Source organism: Rhizobium sp. USDA 4016, assembly GCF_056279705.1.
In genome coordinates this window covers 3,314,237-3,329,459 of the sequence record NZ_JBWCCY010000004.1, presented here as the reverse complement: position 1 = coordinate 3,329,459, position 15,223 = coordinate 3,314,237, and the positions used below count along the sequence as shown (strand labels likewise).

Below are 15,223 nucleotides of genomic sequence, written 5' to 3'. Positions count from 1 at the left end.
TCACTCCTCCAGGGGCAGTATGGCAATCTCGAACCAATATTCCTTCAGCCTTTGTATGGCTGCAAAAAGGCCGTCCAGATCGACGGGCTTTTGCACATAGGTATTGGCGCCGAGGGCATAGCACCCCTCGATGTCGCGCTCGTCGTCGGAGGTCGTCAGGATAACGACCGGTATCTTGTGCCAGTGCGTATTGGATTTGATCGCCTCCAGCGTCTTGCGGCCGTCGAGCCCCGGCATGTTGAGATCGAGCAGGATCAGACCCGGCCGCGGACGGATGGTCGCCAGCATATCGAGAGCCTCTTGTCCCGAAGCCGCCCAGTGGATCGGGTTGCGCAGGTTCGTGCGCTTGAAAGCACGCATCGTCGCTTCGAAGTCGTCCTCGCTGTCCTCAACGATGAGGATCGGTTGCGTATCACGCTGCTGCATTCTGCTCCTCGCGCTTCCTGCCCAAAGTGAAATAGAACGTCGTGCCTGCGCCAACTTCCGATTCCAGCCATATCTCGCCGTTGTGGCGAGCGATGATCTTGCGGACGAAGGTCAAGCCGGCGCCCGTTCCGTCATCCGAATCCTGCGATTTTTCCAGGCGTTTGAAAATGCGGAAAATATCCTCATGGAATTCCTTGGGTATGCCTTTGCCGTTATCTTTAACGAAGAAGACGTTGCGCGCCGTCGTGCCGTCCCTGGCGACGAAGCGTTCGAGATAGCCGATACTGACGAGCGGATGAGGCTTGTCGTTGTACTTGATCGCATTGGTAATAAGGTTCCGGAAGACTTCCGTGAGCCGCAGCGCATCACAGACCACTTCCGGCAATTGGCCATCGATGACGACCTTGGCATGGCGCTCCTCCAGAAGCAGCTCCATGGTGGCGATCACATCCTTGATGACAAGATTGATGTCGGTCCGCTTCACCGCAAGCTGCTGCCGACCGATCCGCGAAAAATAGAGCAGGTCGTTGACCAGCTTCTCCATACGCTGGCTGAGCCGCACCAGGCGATTGAGGCGCCGTACGCCATCCTCGTCGAGGAGGCCTTCGTAGTCCTCCAACAGGAAGCGCGAGTGGTTGTGGAGCCCACGCAGCGGCTCCTTCAAATCATGCGAAGCAATATAGGCGAACTCGTCGAGGTCGTGATTGCTACGTTCCAGATCGGCGGTATAATCCTCAAGTTGCGCCAGCGTCGTCTTCAGCCGCTCCTCCTGGGTCACGCGCTCGCTGATATCGCGCACAATGCCGACGAAGGCCTTCGTTCCGCCGCTCTTTACCTCGCTGACGGAAACATCGAGCGGAAAGGCGACGCCATTCTTGCGCTGTCCGGAAACCTTGCGCGTGGTGCCGATGACGCGCTGCTCGCCGGTTTCGGCATAGTGGCGCAGATAGCCGTCGTGCTCTGAATGATACGGTTCGGGCATCAACATCTTGACGTTCCTGCCGATCACTTCCTGCGGCGTGTAACCGAACATCTGCTCGGCCGCCGGATTGAAACTTAAGATCGTTCCCTTTTCGTCGATCGTGAGCACCGCGTCCGGCGTGCTGCGCACCAAGGCGCTGAAGCGGATGCGTTCGGTCTCGAGGTTCAACCTGTTCCGCACGTAATAAAATACGAGCAAAGCAATCAGCCAGAGCATGACGAGGGTGATTGCCCGGTTCGTAACCTCCTGCCAGAAGCCTACGTTGTCGTGGCGCACGGCGAAGAAGCCGAGCAGGACGAGGATGGTGCACACGAGGGCGAAGAGAAGCGACGCCTTCCGGTTTCTGAACCAGAGAGCGGTCAGCACCAGTGGCACGTAAAGAATGCCGTTCGCCACACCAAGCGGCGTATAGAGGTCTGCGGTAAGCCCAGTGAAGCACACGAGTGCGGGAACCCAGAGCGGTATTCGGCCACGGCTTTCGGGCTGCCGCCACCAGGCACTTGCGAGCAATCCGCCGCCGAAGAGCACCATGCCGATCGCCGTTGGCAAAGCCATCGTTGCATAAGGCCCCCAGCGATAGCCTTGTTCCGCATTCGTGATGTAGCTGGTAAGGGCGATCATGCCGAGCGTGATGACCACATAGCTCACCAATTCCTGGACGAGCGGCGCTCGCGCGACCCGCCAATTCTGGGCGGCGATCAGCGACAGATTGCCCATCAGGAAAATCACGGCCGTATTCGGTCCCATGCCGCCGCCGATCTGAGCGGCAAAATCGGGCGATACAAGAATATCGGTCAACAGCCGGTCGATGTGATGAACGGCGCGGCCGAAGATGGTGATCTCGATCAGCCGGGCAAGCGCGATGACAACGACGATCGCCGAAAGTGCAGTTGAAGGCACGGATACCAGCCGCCGGCGTGTAACGGACGTGGCAAGGGCGCCGCCAGACAGAACAAAGCAGAGTGCCGTGTTGAACGCCATCGACGGAAAATCGGGGACGACCGCAATGATGACTTCGAGCTGCAGCAGCCAGCCGGCCAGCGCGGCGAGGCCGAGAAGGGCAAGCAGAGAGCCGATAGCGGTGACGGCGGAGCGATAGCGCTTCCGCTTTTTCTGCGGATCGTCCTCCAGTCCTGCCGCCGCTGCATTCCACACGTCGTCACACCTCCCCAGTCGCGTGCCAATTTTTTCCGAAAACCCGCAAGACACAATAGGAAAACGCATGGTTGCGCGACTGATTCATCGGTTGGCGGTCTGCCGCTGCTATCGATTGGAGGAAAATGCGGCTAGTGTTGCGAAAACGCACAATCGAGGAGCGTTCCGAGACCGCCGGATGCGAGCACCGATGCCAGTCATATTTTATATCGATGACAGCAGGGATGATCTTTTCTACCTCGACTATATCCGCAAGAAGGAGCGGATCTCTGTTGATCTTTTCTGTTTTGCAACGGCGGAGGCGGGTCTTGCCGCCCTGGAGCACCGATCTGCCGAGCGCGCCCAGCTTCCGGACATGCTCATCGCCGATCTCTATATGCCCCTCGATAGCGGCCTTGCGCTCATTGCGCGGCTTCGAGCGGAAGCCCGGTTCAAAACGATGCGGCTTTGTGTCTGTAGCGGATCGGATGCCGAGGAAGATCGGCAGCGCGCTCTGGTTGCGGGTGCTGATTCCTATCTTCAAAAACCCCTCGACTTTGCGGCGATTCTGCGTCCCCAAAGGTCGCGCTAAAGGGAAGACGGCGCGACAAAGCTGCAGATCCGGCCTTTGACGCTGCTGGAAACTGCGATTGACAAGGTCGTTTCAGAATTTCAAAATACACAACCATGGGGAAGAGGAGTGATTGAGCACTGAGAGAGCCGACCGACCCACATTCGCCGCCACGAATTTCAGCCAACCCCTTAGCTGGGTGGATCTATCAGCTCTCTCGCGCTTACTCCGGCACTTCTTCCGCTCTTCATGGATGGTGAACAACGGAATTGCGATACCTAGGTAAGAACTACGACTATCCTGTGTATCACTTGCGGTTGAGAGAATTGATGTCGTTTCCGCTTTCAGGATATTGGGGTCCCCATCCCTTTATCCTCCATCAATTGTCTCGAGATTCTTCTAACTTCTCGCATGCACGACGTATATCCCAAGATTTCGGGATGAAGATGACTTCCGGAGGTTCGACATAAGGATTTTGCGGGAATGACCAACGCTGCGGCGGTTCCATTTCACACAGGGCCCGAGCTCAGCCGGGCGATCAATCGCACCGACTTTTTCCGCCTCTTCAACGCGGCGGCACAGCACTATCACTTCGATAACTTTGCGCTTGCTCGGATTTCCGAGGCGAACGCGCCCTTCGGCGAGCGCGAAATCGTCATCACCAATATTGCCGAACGCAGGGTCCCGCTTTTCGTCCGGATGCTCAAGGAGGCGCTGGGCGCGCTGAAAGCAAAGACCGCGCAGTTCCTGACGACGCCGGTCTACGGCAAGAGCGGATCGATCGGGGCCGACCTCGTATTCAACGAATTCAATGGCAATGCCTTTCTGCTCATTCCTCTCTTCACGCCGGAGGGGCGGCGCTACTGCCTCGTGCTCAGCGGCATACGGTCTGAGCCCGATCAGGGAGAAATTGCCGACGTTCTGCTCGATGCCATGCGTATTTTCGACAAACTTTACGAGGAAATCTTGACGCAGGAGATGTCAGGGCGCCTGACGCAACGGGAGGCGGAAATCGTCAAATGGACCAGCGAGGGCAAGACTTCAGCCGAGATCGCGATCATTCTTGGATTGTCCGAGCACACCGTCAATTCTCATATCACGGCTGCCGCCAGGAAGCTTGATGCAGTGAACCGCGTTCATATGGTGGCGATTGCCCTCAGGAATGGTTTGGTTTCGTGACCGGGGAAAACAGCATGAGCGCCGAAGCGGTTCCGGGAGATGCCGTCAAGGTCCTGTTCGTGGATGACGAATTCGTCGAGTTCAGGTCGCTGAAGAAGAAGATTGGCAGCCTTTCCGAGCCTGCCGTCGACGTCGAATATTCGCAGTCCATCAGCGACGCGCTGGAGAAGGTCAAGGGCGGCCGGTTCGATCTCATTCTGCTCGACAACCGACTGCTGCCGAATGCCGATTTCCGCGAGACGGTGCCCGAGCTTCGCGGCATCGGCTACACAGGACCAATCGGCGTTGTTTCAACGGACATTTCGGATGGCTATTTCCAAGAGTTTCCGGATTATGGCGTCGATTTTCGTATCGGCAAGGATGAGATCGACGCGCGGACGCTGCAATATATCATCCGCGAATTCGTGAAGTACGACCTGCCCGACTTCTGGAAGGACGACTACACGATTTGATAGAGTTCAGGCGGGCAGCCGGATAGTGAAGCGGCTCCCCGTGTGGTCCGAATGGCTGAGCATCAGTTCGCCGCCAAGCGCGCTTAAGAGTTCGCGCGAAGCCGTCAGTCCCAGGCCGGGACCGGTCACGGCGTCTGGCTGGGGCAGTTTCCAGAAAGGTTCGAATATCCGCTCCTGATGGACCGGCTCGATGCCCCGCCCGTTGTCGGAAATATGGATCAGCCAATCGCTGCCGCTCCTTTCTGCCGCCAGGTCGACACGGGGATCCGCCGCACCCCGGTAAAGCAGCGCATTGCCGAGAACGTTCTTCAGCACGGTCGAGAGAAGGGCCGCATCACTGTTGAGTGTTGGAAGCGTGCCATGGCCGATACTCGCGTCATGGGCACCCATCTCGGTCTTCAATTCCGTCCAGAGACCGTCGACGAGCGGGCCGAGTTCCACCGGAGCTGGCGAAACCTGCGGCGTGCCGGCAGCAAAGCTCATCAGCGCCTTGGTGAGGCGTTGCGCAGTCTGGGCTTTCTGAAGGATCGCCCTGAGGCTTTCGAGCTGTTCGCTATCGAGCTTCTCGCCGAGCTCATCCAGGAGGATTTCCGCATACATCGCGATGTGCCGGAGCGGCGATTGAAGGTCGTGTGAAGCCGTCGCCAGAAAACGCCTCATGCGCTCCTCGCTGGTGCTCGAAACAGCAGTTGGCGTTGGACCGGATGACATTGAGACGCAACCTCCCGCTTCTTTGAAGTGAAAATAGAAAGAGGGCGCCGGTTCGGCAACCGGCGCCCTCTCGGAATGTCTGTGTCGACGATTTATTAGCCGATCGACTTGCGCGGCTCGGTGGCTTCCGGCGGAATGATTTCCGGCTCGGCGCCAGCGGATGCCGCCACTGCCTTGGCGTGGCGGCGGCGCCAGTCGCCGAGGAAGAGCAGGATCGGCGCTGCGATGAAGACCGACGAGAGCGCGGCGACGGCAATGCCGAACACCATCGGGATCGCAAAGCTCTCGACCGCGCTGCCACCCCAGATCGCCATCGGAAGCATGGCGAGGAAGGCGGTGGCGGAGGTATAGAGGCTTCGGCCGAGCGTTTCGTTGATCGACTTGTCGATGAGTTCGCGAAGCGGCATCGACTTGTAGAGGCGCATGTTTTCACGCATGCGGTCGTAGACCACGACCTTGTCGTTCACCGAATAACCGACCAGCGTCAGAAGGGCCGCGATGGCCGTCAGGTTGAAGTCAAGCCCGGTAAGCGCGAAGAAGCCGATGGTCTTCGTCACATCGAGGATGAGGGTCGCGATGGCGCCGACCGCAAATGGCCATTCGAAGCGCGCCCAGATATAGACGAGCATCGCCAGGCTTGCGAGAACTACCGAGAGAAAACCGGCGACCGCAAGCTCGCCGCTGACCTTCGGGCCAACGACTTCCGTCCGTTCGATCGTTGCCGACGGATCGACCTTGACGATCTCTGCCTTCAGCTGATTGACGGCGGTCGTCTGCGCTTCTTCGCCCCCCGGCTGGCGCTCGGCCCGGATAAGCACGTGGTTGCTGTCGCCGAAGGACTGCAGCGCCACTTCGCCGAGGCCTAGTGCATCGAGTCCTTCACGGAAGGAGGCGAGATCGGCTGGCTGTGCCGTCTTCACTTCCAACTGGATGCCGCCGCGGAAGTCGACGCCGTAGTTGAGGCCCGGCGTGACGAACAGCACGACGGAAATGATGGAAAGGGCGGCCGAAAGCGCAAGGCCGAAGAAGCGCGCTTTCATGAAGTGGATTTGCGTACCGTCCGGAACGAGGCTGATCGGAAGCAGCGGCTTGATGTTGATGACCTTCATCTTCGTGCGGCGGACGATTGCCATCATCGCGACACGGACGATGGAAACGGCGGTGAACATGGAGATCATGATGCCGAGGCCCATGGTGACGGCGAAGCCGCGAACCGGGCCGGAGCCGAACCAGAACAGCAACACGGTCGCGATCAGCGCCGTCATGTTACTGTCGACGATGGTCGAGTAGGCGCGGCTGAAGCCGGCGTCGATCGCGGCGAATGCGCCGCGGCCCTTGCGGGTTTCTTCACGGATACGCTCGTTGATGAGAACGTTCGCATCCACCGCCAGACCGATGCCGAGGACGACACCGGCAATGCCGGGCAGGGTCAGCGTCGAGCCGATCAGTGTCAGGCCGGCGAAGGTCAAAATCACGTTTAGGAACAGCGCGACGTTTGCGAGCAGACCCCAGCCGCCATAGAGGAAGAACATGAAGCCGACGACCAGTGCGAAGCCGATGAGGCCGGAGGTCAGGCCCTTCTTGATGGCGTCACCGCCGAGATCGGCGCCGACGGTGCGTTCCTCGATGACGGTGAGCTTGGCGGGAAGGGCGCCGGCACGCAGCATTGCCGCAAGCGTGGTGGCGCTTTCAGCCGTGAAGCTGCCGGAGATCTGGCCGGAGCCGCCGGTGATCGGTTCGCGAATGACGGGCGCGCTCAGCACCTTGCCGTCGAGGACGATGGCGAATGGATTGCCGACATTCTGGCGGGTAATATCCGCAAAGCGGGTTGCGCCGGCGCTATCGAAGCGGAAGCTGACGATCGGCTCGCGGGTGTTCTGGTCGAAGCCGACGCGGGCGTCCGAAAGGCGGTCGCCGGAGATTTCGACGCGGTCTTCCACCGGATAGGTGTTGCCCTCCTCGTCTTTCATCAAGGTCACGCCCGGTGCCGGGGCGTTGTTCGGGGCAAGCATGTGGAACGTCATCTTGGCCGTGGAGCCGAGCAGCTGGCGCAGGCGGGTCGGATCCTGCGTGCCGGGAAGCTGAACGAGGATACGGTTTGCGCCAACACGCTGGATCGTCGGTTCGGCAACGCCGACCTGGTCGACGCGCTGGCGGATGACCTCGAGGCTCTGCTCGACGGCCGAGTTCACGTTCTGTGTGATACCGGCTTTGGAGAAGGTCATCGTGACGTTGTTCGCGCCGCTGGCAGCGATATCGAGGTCGGACTGACCGGCGGTAAGGCCGACGCCCACAGGGTTCGCCAGCGTCTGCAGATCAGTGATGGCGGCATCGCGCTGCGTCGGGTCCGTCAGCGTCACGACGATCTGGTTCTGGTTGCGGGCGACCGAGCTGGTCGCAACACCCTTTTCGCGCAGCACGCGGCGGGTATCCTGCAGGAGCGATTGCAAGCGTTCCTTCGTCAGTTCCGATTCATCGACTTCGAGAACCAGGTGGGAGCCGCCGCGGAGGTCGAGACCAAGGGAGACCTGCTCGTGAGGCAGCCAGGAAGGTACGCGGTCGAGGACGTTTTGCGGCAGGACGTTCGGCAACGCCGTGAAAATGCCGAAGAGGATGATCACCGTGTAAGTGAGCATCAGCCATGGTGAAGTGCGCATGTCGTTGTATTCCTTGAATATGCATATACCGGCGCGGTGCGCTGGCGGTGTGTCATGTGATTTTGCAAAGGCGCGATGGTCGCGATATCAAGCGGCGGGCGGGGCTCGCGGCTGATTGCCCGGCAGTGCGGCCGGACGAAGAGCAGTATCGATCGGCGGCAGAGCCGCAGGCGGGCTCCACTTTGCGAATTCGAGATGCGGCGGTACCGGCAGCGGGACCGGACCCAAATCGTGAAGCGTTTGTTTCGGCGCAACCTTGCGATCGGCGGCGAGAATGCCGCGAACCGCCTCGCGCGCCGTCAGCTGGGGCGGCTGCGTTTCCTTGCCGGGCAAGATCAGCGCATTATTGACTGAGGCTGCGGGACCGAGAATGAGATTGCCGCCGATGAGAAGGCCGATATAGGCGGTAATCGCAAGGACGAGCGAAACCGCGATGCGGGCGCTCAACCGGCGTGCATCGAATCCTTCCCCGTCATTCTTTGCGATCTCGCTCTCAAATCGGCTCAAAAGCGTAAAAACCCGTCATTCACTCTCGGACGGCACTGCGGCCGCGCCCGGAATTGTATCAGTCCCATGCCCATCTTCCTAGGCCGGACTGTCATGATGCACTTGGGCGAGCCGGTCAACCATTCCCATGGCGATTTCTCGCTCGCCCATGATGACGGTATCGGCGCCGTACTGTTTCAACTCGTCGACTTCAGCGTCCGAATGGGCGCGGGCGACGATCAGGATCGACGGGTTCACGCTGCGACCGTATTCGGCAACACGGCACGCTTCGAAGGCATTCGGGATGGCAATCACCAGGCTGCGCGCGCCGGGAAGATTGGCGAGATCGAGCACTTCGCGGGCGCCGGCATTGCCGAGAACCGTCTCAACGCCCTGCCCAGCAAGCTCTTCGATCCGCTTTTCGGAATCCTCGATGACCAAGAAAGGCGTGCCCGAAGACTTAAGGTTCCGACCGACGATGCTGCCGACGCGGCCGTAGCCGACGAGGATGGCGTGGCCGGAAAGCGACGTCGGCTGGATTTCGTCTTCGGGTTCGGCGGGCTCGATGGTTTCCTCGGCGGCAGCGGTTGTATCGACTGGAGCCTCCTCCCGCCTCGGACGGTGGAAGAGCGGGCGCATGCGGTCGCAGGCGAAGAAGAGCAGCGGGTTGAGGATGATCGAAATGAGTGCGCCTGCGAGGATGAGATCGCGGCCTTCTTCCGGCAGGAGGCCGAGATCGACGCCGAGGGCGGCAAGGATGAAGGAGAATTCGCCGATCTGTCCCAGGCTCGCGGAGATCGTCAGTGCCGTACCGGCCGGCTTTCGAAAGACCAGCACGATGAGAAAGGCGGCGACGGACTTACCGATGACGATGATGAAGACGGTTGCCAGGATGGGCAGCGGTCTTTCGATCAGGATGTTCGGATCGAAGAGCATGCCGACGGAGACGAAGAAGAGCACAGCGAACGCGTCGCGAAGCGGCAGGCTTTCCTGGGCGGCGCGATGGCTGAGTTCGCTTTCTGCAAGCACCATGCCCGCAAAGAAGGCGCCAAGTGCAAGCGACACGCCGAAGAGCTTCGCGGCGCCGAAAGCGACGCCGAGCGCGATGGCGAGCACGCCGAGGCGGAAGAGTTCACGCGAGCCGGTATGGGCGATCCTGTGCATCGTCCAGGGAATGAGCTTGCGGCCGAAGACAAGCATGAGGGCGACGAAGAGCGCCACCTTCACCAGCGTCATGCCGATGATGGCGGAAATGCCGAGATCGAGCCCGAACAGGCGGTTGAGGCCGGCCGAAAGCGGCTCGACCGGCGCATGTTCACCACCGCCGATGCTGGCGGCTGCGGGTATCAGCACGAGCGCGAGGACCATGGCCAAGTCCTCCACGATCAGCCAGCCGACGGCGATCTTGCCGCGTTCCGTTTCCACGAGGCGGCGTTCTTGCAGCGCCTTTAGGAGAACGACGGTCGAGGCGACGGAGAGCGCAAGACCAAAGACGAGACTGCCGCCGGTCGACCAGCCCATCAGCGCGCCGAGACCCCAGCCGAGGAGGGTCGCGAAGGCGATCTGGGCGATGGCTCCCGGCACGGCTATGCCGCGAACCGAAAGCAGGTCCTTGAGCGAGAAGTGCAGGCCGACACCGAACATCAATAGGATGACGCCGATTTCGGCAAGTTCGGGCGCGAGATCCTGGTCCGCCACATAGCCCGGGGTGTGTGGGCCAACGAGAATGCCGGCAACGAGATAGCCGACAAGCGGCGGCAATCTCAGGCGGTTGGCGATGGCGCCAAGGATAAACGCCAGCACGAGACCCCCGACGATCGTCGAAATCAAAGGCGTGTCGTGCGGCATCGCTCTCTCCCGGTCTGGAATTCCTGCTCAAAAAGTGACATATATGGCTTATATTGACCAATATGGGTGGATTGAGATCATGGGTCAAGGCGCAAAGGAGACGATTCTCACGCCTGCTTTATGCCGGGCGGCACGCGGTTTGCTCGATTGGACGCAGGCCGAACTCGCCGCGCGGGCATCGGTTTCGCGCAGTACAATACGCGACTACGAAGGGCAGAACCATGAAATCCACCGCGCCACCGAGGCGCAGCTGCGCCTTGCCTTCGAGGACGGCGGTGTTCGCTTCGTTGAAATCGAAGGAGCGGGGACAGGGCTTTGCCTGCCTCCCGCGGCCAGTCTTTAGCTCTGCGGTCTAAGGCAGCTGGCAGGTGCTTTGTAAGCATTGATCGTCCTGCCGCGGTAGTAGCCGTCGGCCGGCTGCCAGCTTTTGACCAGTTCCGGTGCCGCGGCTGCACAGATCAGTTCGTTGCGGGTGACGAAGAGAACCTGATCCTGCACATCCGCCGGCAATGCGAAGTTCTGCTCGTAGTAATTGTCCGGGAAGCCGGCGGGCGGACGCGAATAGATCTTGAGCGGTTCGTTCCTGAGCGTATGGAACATGTCGGCGACGAAATCGCGATTGTCGGTGACGACGATGCCAAGTCCGGCCTGCTTGGCTAGCACACCGGCTTCGCGGCTGATTTCGCTGCGGCCGAGATAGCGCTTCATCGCTTCATCGCCGCCCGGAAGTATCAATTGATGCGCAAAGATCGTCGCAAGCGGAAAAAGGAAGCTCGCAACGCCGCCGACGATGAGCGAAATGCGCAGGCCCCTCGGCCATAGCTGCGTGAGCACCCAGACGGCAAGGACCGTACCTGCGACATAGGCCGACACGCCCCAATTCGCCTCGGCTTTGGCGACGAAGGCCTGCAGGGTGATGAGCAGGACGACGGGCATGGAAAGCCAGATGAGGAGTTTCTCTTTCTCGCCGCTCTTGCCATTGATCATGCGCCAAGTCGCCCAAAGCATCGCGAAGAAGACGATCGGCCCGACGACCCCGAACTGTGCGGCGAAGAATTCAAGCGCGCCGCCAAAGTTCAGCTGCATCTGGTCCCACTTCGCGATGTCTTCGGTGTGGCGCACTGTGGTTGCGTCATGGGTGATGTTCCACCAAAGGTTTGGCGAAGCGACGGCGAGGGCGGCGGCGACCGAAATGAAGAAGTCGCGCCAGGCAATCCGCGCAGCCGGAACCAGAAGCAGCGCGATCAGCCCGCCGGGAACGATAAAAAGGACCGCGTATTTCGACAGGAAGGCGCAACCGAAGGCGACACCCATGACGAGCGCAAGTGCGCCCGAGCGCTTCTCGGTCAGTCTGAAATAGGCCCAGAGGCCGATCGTCATGAAAAACAGGAGAACGACATCGGTGGAGAAGAAGACGGAGGAGAGCGCGACGGCAGGCATCGTGATGTAGATGACACCGGTCCAGCCTTCAATTTCGGGACCGGCAACGCGCTTTGCGAACTGCATCAGCAGCAATGCCGTGGCCATATGCACGAGAGGCCCGCAGAGCCGCACCCAGAAGATGTCGGTTGAGCCGGCAATTTCCGTCATCGACCGGATGAACCAGGCGATCATCGGTGGCTTCGAATAATAGCCGAAGTCGAGATTCTGCGACCAGAACCAGTATTGCGCCTCGTCGACGAAGAAATCCGTCGTATCGAAATGCAGCATGACAATACGCCACAGGGTGACGGCGAGAATGATGAAAAAGCCGGTTCTGGCAGTCATGAACAACTTCCGCTGAGCTTGAGCGCCTGCGATACATCAGAGGAAGAGGGCTGCCAACGGGGCGGCGCAAGAAAGCCGCACTATGCCGCAGGCGGCAACGGCATTCAGAGCACGCGGAGGGTGAGGCTGCCGCGACTGGCCTCGATCCTGTCGAGCAGGGCGATGGCGGCCAGCGTAGCGATCGCGATGAGGCAGGAACCCAGTCCAAGAACAATCATTGCTCTATCCTTAACGACATCATGTCATGTCTGAGGTGCCGGATATAGCATAGAGCTTGCGCGGGACTTGTAGCGCGCCTGCAACTGCGCCGGACTATTTCGTTGAACGTGCTCGAAATGCTTGGAAAGGGCGGTTTGTTAAAACGCCTATTAACCTTCAAGCAAGGAATTAACCATAAACATTGCGAGACACGTCGGAATGGGAAGATGTTTGCTCGTTCCCACCAGGCATGAAGCCGTCCCGCCGTACCGGCTCGATCCGGTATCCATCTCTTTTCCGAAACAGATTTGCTGATCGGGATACTTCCGCCGTCCGGTTTGCGCCGGTGGCGACAAAGGTCGTTTCCCTGCATTGCGCTCGTCGGATGGAGCACAACGGTTTTTCACCGGACCTTGTCCGGAATGTGGTTGGGGATAGGCATTGGGGCAGGACATGCCATCAGATCAGGCCAAGGGCGCGCAGGCAGGCAGCCTTCGCGATCGCTTGCGCTTTGCCGGTCTCGATGCCGCGCAATGCGAGGCGGTGCGCCGTCACCGGCCGCTGCTCGAAGCCCGGCTGAAGAGCGGTCTTCGCGACCTGTTCCAGCGCTTCCAATCTTTCCCGGACGCGGCCTGCAATTTCCAGAACGAGCGCCAGCTCGACCGCCTGCACGATCTTCAGTCCACCCACTGGGACGTGCTGACCGATGCGCGCTTCGACAGCCTCTATGCAGAGCGCGTCAAGGTTCTTTCCGATAGCGAAAGTAAGATGGGGCTCGATCCGCGCTGGCACGTGGCCGGCCATGGCGTCATGCTGGAGCATATCATTTCCGGTCTTGCGGGCGAGCTGGCAGGCAAGCCGCTGCTGCCGGGCGCCAAGCGCCGCGCGAAAGAAATCTCCGAGATGATGACGGCCATCATCCGCCTCGTCATGGTCGATGTCGAAATCGCCGTTTCGCTGCGCTTCAATTCACTGCGTGCATCCCAGCAGGGCGCGCTTGCCGAGCAGCGTGAAAACGACAAGGCGGAGATCGCCCGGATTTTCGGTGACGTGGTCGACGGCCTGGCGGCCCGCGACCTGACCGTGCGCGCAGCCACCGATGGCGATGCCTATGCCGATATCGCCGTTGCGCTCAATGCGGCACTCGACGGCGTTCAGGCTGAATTTGCGGCAATCAGCGAGCGCATGGCAAAAGCCGAACTCTCCACGCGTTCGCTCGCGGCTGCCTCGCAGGGCCTTTCGGGCAATGCAGCCGGTCATTCGCAGCAACTCATGACATCGGCAGCAGCGCTCGAAGCAATCGCCGGAAGCGTCCGCAACGGCGCATCGGAAAGCCGCGCTGCGGAAAAGGCCGCGGCTTCCACCCGCGCGGCGGCAGAAGAGAGTGGCCAGGTCGTCGGCCACGCCATCAGCGCGATGGCGGATATCGAGCAGTCCGCCGAAAAGATCGGCCAGATCATCGGCGCAATCGACGAGATCGCCTTCCAGACGAACCTGCTGGCGCTGAACGCGGGTATCGAAGCCGCGCGTGCCGGCGAATCCGGCCGCGGCTTTGCGGTCGTGGCGCAGGAGGTGCGGGCGCTTGCCCAGCGTTCTGCCGAAGCCGCTCGCGAAATCAAGACGCTTGTCACGACGACCAAGGCGCAGGTCGATGCCGGCGTTCAGATGGTCGGCCGCACGCAGGATTCGATCGGCAACATCGTGCGGCAGGTAACCGGCATCAATGCGGCAATCGCGACGATTGCGAGCCAGACGGGCGAGCACGCGGCAAGCCTCGACACAGTGACAGCTGACGTCAAGGCGCTTGGCGGGCAGGTTGCCGACAGCGCGGCATCCGCCAACCGCGCAGCCGAAGGCGCCGATCATCTGCACACGGTGATCCTCCAACTGGGGCAGACGATCCGCGCGTTCCGCATCGCCCGCGAAAACGCCCGTGTCGAGGCCGCGCCGCTCAGCGCTTCGCGCCAACGCAGTATCGAGATCGCGGCCCGTCCCGCCACGCTTGACGAGCAATACGACAACGAGGATTTCGGGTTTTCCCGTCCGGCTGTGAGTTTCGGAGGCGGCCGGAATGTTTACTAACCTATCGGAATATGACCTCGCCTTATTTTTGCGGGCACGGGACAAGGGGACAAGGAAAAGCTGATGGCAGCAAAGAAGAGTGGGAAGACGCTGAATTTGGCAGCAGTGCTTGACCTCAACGAGGCTTCGGCCTTGCGCGACAAGCTTATCTCAGTGCGTGGCAGCGATCTTTCGATCGATGCGTCCGCCGTTGAGCGTCTCGGTGGCCTGTGCGCTCAGGTCCTGATGGCTGCGGCCAAGACGTGGAACAAGGACAAGCATTCGTTCACCTTCACGAAAGTGTCCGATGCATTTCACAAAACCATGCAGCTGGTTGGAGTCGACATCGACCACCTGCTTGCCAAGGAGATCCGGCAATGAAGAAAAAAGTGCTTACCGTGGATGATTCACGGACCATCCGAAACATGCTTCTCGTGACGCTCAACAATGCGGGCTTCGAGACGATCCAGGCCGAAGACGGGGTTGAAGGCCTTGAAGTCCTGGAAGAATCCAACCCGGACGTCATCGTGACCGACATCAACATGCCGCGCCTCGACGGTTTCGGCTTCATCGAAGGTGTTCGCCGCAACGAGAAGTATCGGGCGATCCCGATCCTGGTGCTGACGACCGAAAGCGACGCTGAAAAGAAGAACCGCGCACGCCAGGCCGGCGCCACCGGCTGGATCGTCAAGCCGTTCGACCCTGCCAAGCTGATCGATGCCATTGAGCGCGTAACCGCTTAAACCCAGGA

Annotated in this window: 13 protein-coding genes and 1 pseudogene; 7 read left to right on the top strand and 7 right to left on the bottom strand. The window is 60.4% G+C overall.

Annotated elements, in window-relative coordinates:
• Together ACZ9DP_RS32160 and ACZ9DP_RS32155 are read right to left on the bottom strand one after the other, a co-directional pair.
• Window positions 1-426: a response regulator gene (locus ACZ9DP_RS32160; protein WP_194728955.1), complete on the bottom strand. Its 426-nt coding sequence runs from the start codon at window positions 424-426 to the stop codon at window positions 1-3.
• A complete protein-coding gene (locus ACZ9DP_RS32155; protein ID WP_476204700.1) occupies window positions 413-2,563 on the bottom strand; it encodes a sensor histidine kinase in 2,151 nt (716 codons plus the stop codon). Before ACZ9DP_RS32155 ends, ACZ9DP_RS32160 begins: the two co-directional genes overlap by 14 nt.
• Before the next feature lie 190 nt (window positions 2,564-2,753).
• On the opposite strand from ACZ9DP_RS32155, the gene ACZ9DP_RS32150 reads away from it, so the two are divergent.
• The 3 genes from ACZ9DP_RS32150 to ACZ9DP_RS32140 all read left to right on the top strand — a co-directional run bounded on the left by ACZ9DP_RS32150 (window position 2,754) and on the right by ACZ9DP_RS32140 (window position 4,744).
• Window positions 2,754-3,134 carry a response regulator gene (locus ACZ9DP_RS32150; protein ID WP_194728957.1) on the top strand — a complete coding sequence of 127 codons (381 nt, stop codon included), beginning with the start codon at window positions 2,754-2,756 and terminating at the stop codon, window positions 3,132-3,134.
• A 462-nt stretch (window positions 3,135-3,596) separates the two neighbouring features.
• Window positions 3,597-4,292 carry a response regulator transcription factor gene (locus tag ACZ9DP_RS32145; RefSeq protein ID WP_194728958.1) on the top strand — a complete coding sequence of 232 codons (696 nt, stop codon included), beginning with the start codon at window positions 3,597-3,599 and terminating at the stop codon, window positions 4,290-4,292.
• A gap of 14 nt (window positions 4,293-4,306) precedes the next feature.
• Complete coding sequence (locus ACZ9DP_RS32140) at window positions 4,307-4,744, top strand: response regulator (RefSeq protein ID WP_022718658.1); 438 nt, start codon at window positions 4,307-4,309, stop codon at window positions 4,742-4,744.
• A 6-nt stretch (window positions 4,745-4,750) separates the two neighbouring features.
• On the opposite strand, the gene ACZ9DP_RS32135 is transcribed toward ACZ9DP_RS32140, so the two are convergent.
• The 4 genes and pseudogenes from ACZ9DP_RS32135 to ybaL all read right to left on the bottom strand — a co-directional run bounded on the left by ACZ9DP_RS32135 (window position 4,751) and on the right by ybaL (window position 10,446).
• The gene (locus ACZ9DP_RS32135) at window positions 4,751-5,455 is read right to left on the bottom strand and encodes a sensor histidine kinase (RefSeq protein ID WP_476204699.1); all 705 of its coding nucleotides are present in this window, start codon (window positions 5,453-5,455) and stop codon (window positions 4,751-4,753) included.
• Window positions 5,456-5,550: 95 nt separating this feature from the next.
• Window positions 5,551-8,112 (bottom strand): protein translocase subunit SecD, encoded by a 2,562-nt coding sequence (gene secD / locus ACZ9DP_RS32130; protein WP_476204698.1) that lies wholly within the window; start codon window positions 8,110-8,112, stop codon window positions 5,551-5,553.
• Between the two features lie 87 nt (window positions 8,113-8,199).
• Window positions 8,200-8,559, bottom strand: coding sequence for a hypothetical protein (locus ACZ9DP_RS32125; protein WP_372419693.1), 360 nt, complete (start codon window positions 8,557-8,559; stop codon window positions 8,200-8,202).
• Between the two features lie 75 nt (window positions 8,560-8,634).
• A pseudogene (gene ybaL / locus ACZ9DP_RS32120) lies at window positions 8,635-10,446 on the bottom strand (YbaL family putative K(+) efflux transporter).
• Window positions 10,447-10,480: 34 nt separating this feature from the next.
• On the opposite strand from ybaL, the gene ACZ9DP_RS32115 reads away from it, so the two are divergent.
• Window positions 10,481-10,789 carry a helix-turn-helix domain-containing protein gene (locus ACZ9DP_RS32115; protein WP_208645016.1) on the top strand — a complete coding sequence of 103 codons (309 nt, stop codon included), beginning with the start codon at window positions 10,481-10,483 and terminating at the stop codon, window positions 10,787-10,789.
• Here the strand turns inward: ACZ9DP_RS32115 and ACZ9DP_RS32110 are convergent.
• Entirely contained in the window at window positions 10,786-12,213 is a 1,428-nt protein-coding gene (locus ACZ9DP_RS32110) for an ArnT family glycosyltransferase (protein ID WP_476204697.1), read from the bottom strand. The genes ACZ9DP_RS32115 and ACZ9DP_RS32110 overlap by 4 nt on opposite strands.
• A 651-nt stretch (window positions 12,214-12,864) precedes the next feature.
• On the opposite strand from ACZ9DP_RS32110, the gene ACZ9DP_RS32105 reads away from it, so the two are divergent.
• From ACZ9DP_RS32105 to cheY1, 3 genes are all read left to right on the top strand, one after another.
• On the top strand, window positions 12,865-14,493 hold the full coding sequence (locus ACZ9DP_RS32105) for a methyl-accepting chemotaxis protein (protein WP_476204695.1): 1,629 nt from the start codon (window positions 12,865-12,867) through the stop codon (window positions 14,491-14,493).
• Window positions 14,494-14,556: 63 nt separating this feature from the next.
• The gene (locus ACZ9DP_RS32100; protein ID WP_476204693.1) at window positions 14,557-14,853 is read left to right on the top strand and encodes an STAS domain-containing protein; all 297 of its coding nucleotides are present in this window, start codon (window positions 14,557-14,559) and stop codon (window positions 14,851-14,853) included.
• Complete coding sequence (gene cheY1 / locus ACZ9DP_RS32095; protein ID WP_003570362.1) at window positions 14,850-15,215, top strand: chemotaxis response regulator CheY1; 366 nt, start codon at window positions 14,850-14,852, stop codon at window positions 15,213-15,215. The genes ACZ9DP_RS32100 and cheY1 overlap by 4 nt, the downstream gene beginning before the upstream one ends.
• Window positions 15,216-15,223 lie beyond the last annotated feature (8 nt).

Excerpts from the sequence above, each read along its gene's own strand:
- ACZ9DP_RS32160 (WP_194728955.1), bottom strand. The coding sequence starts at position 426 with ATGCAGCAGCGTGATACGCAACCGATCCTCATCGTTGAGGACAGCGAG.
- ACZ9DP_RS32150 (WP_194728957.1), top strand. The coding sequence starts at position 2,754 with ATGCCAGTCATATTTTATATCGATGACAGCAGGGATGATCTTTTCTAC.
- ACZ9DP_RS32145 (WP_194728958.1), top strand. The coding sequence starts at position 3,597 with ATGACCAACGCTGCGGCGGTTCCATTTCACACAGGGCCCGAGCTCAGC.
- ACZ9DP_RS32140 (WP_022718658.1), top strand. The coding sequence starts at position 4,307 with ATGAGCGCCGAAGCGGTTCCGGGAGATGCCGTCAAGGTCCTGTTCGTG.
- ACZ9DP_RS32135 (WP_476204699.1), bottom strand. The coding sequence starts at position 5,455 with ATGTCATCCGGTCCAACGCCAACTGCTGTTTCGAGCACCAGCGAGGAG.
- secD (WP_476204698.1), bottom strand. The coding sequence starts at position 8,112 with ATGCGCACTTCACCATGGCTGATGCTCACTTACACGGTGATCATCCTC.
- ACZ9DP_RS32110 (WP_476204697.1), bottom strand. The coding sequence starts at position 12,213 with ATGACTGCCAGAACCGGCTTTTTCATCATTCTCGCCGTCACCCTGTGG.
- ACZ9DP_RS32105 (WP_476204695.1), top strand. The coding sequence starts at position 12,865 with ATGCCATCAGATCAGGCCAAGGGCGCGCAGGCAGGCAGCCTTCGCGAT.
- ACZ9DP_RS32100 (WP_476204693.1), top strand. The coding sequence starts at position 14,557 with ATGGCAGCAAAGAAGAGTGGGAAGACGCTGAATTTGGCAGCAGTGCTT.
- cheY1 (WP_003570362.1), top strand. The coding sequence starts at position 14,850 with ATGAAGAAAAAAGTGCTTACCGTGGATGATTCACGGACCATCCGAAAC.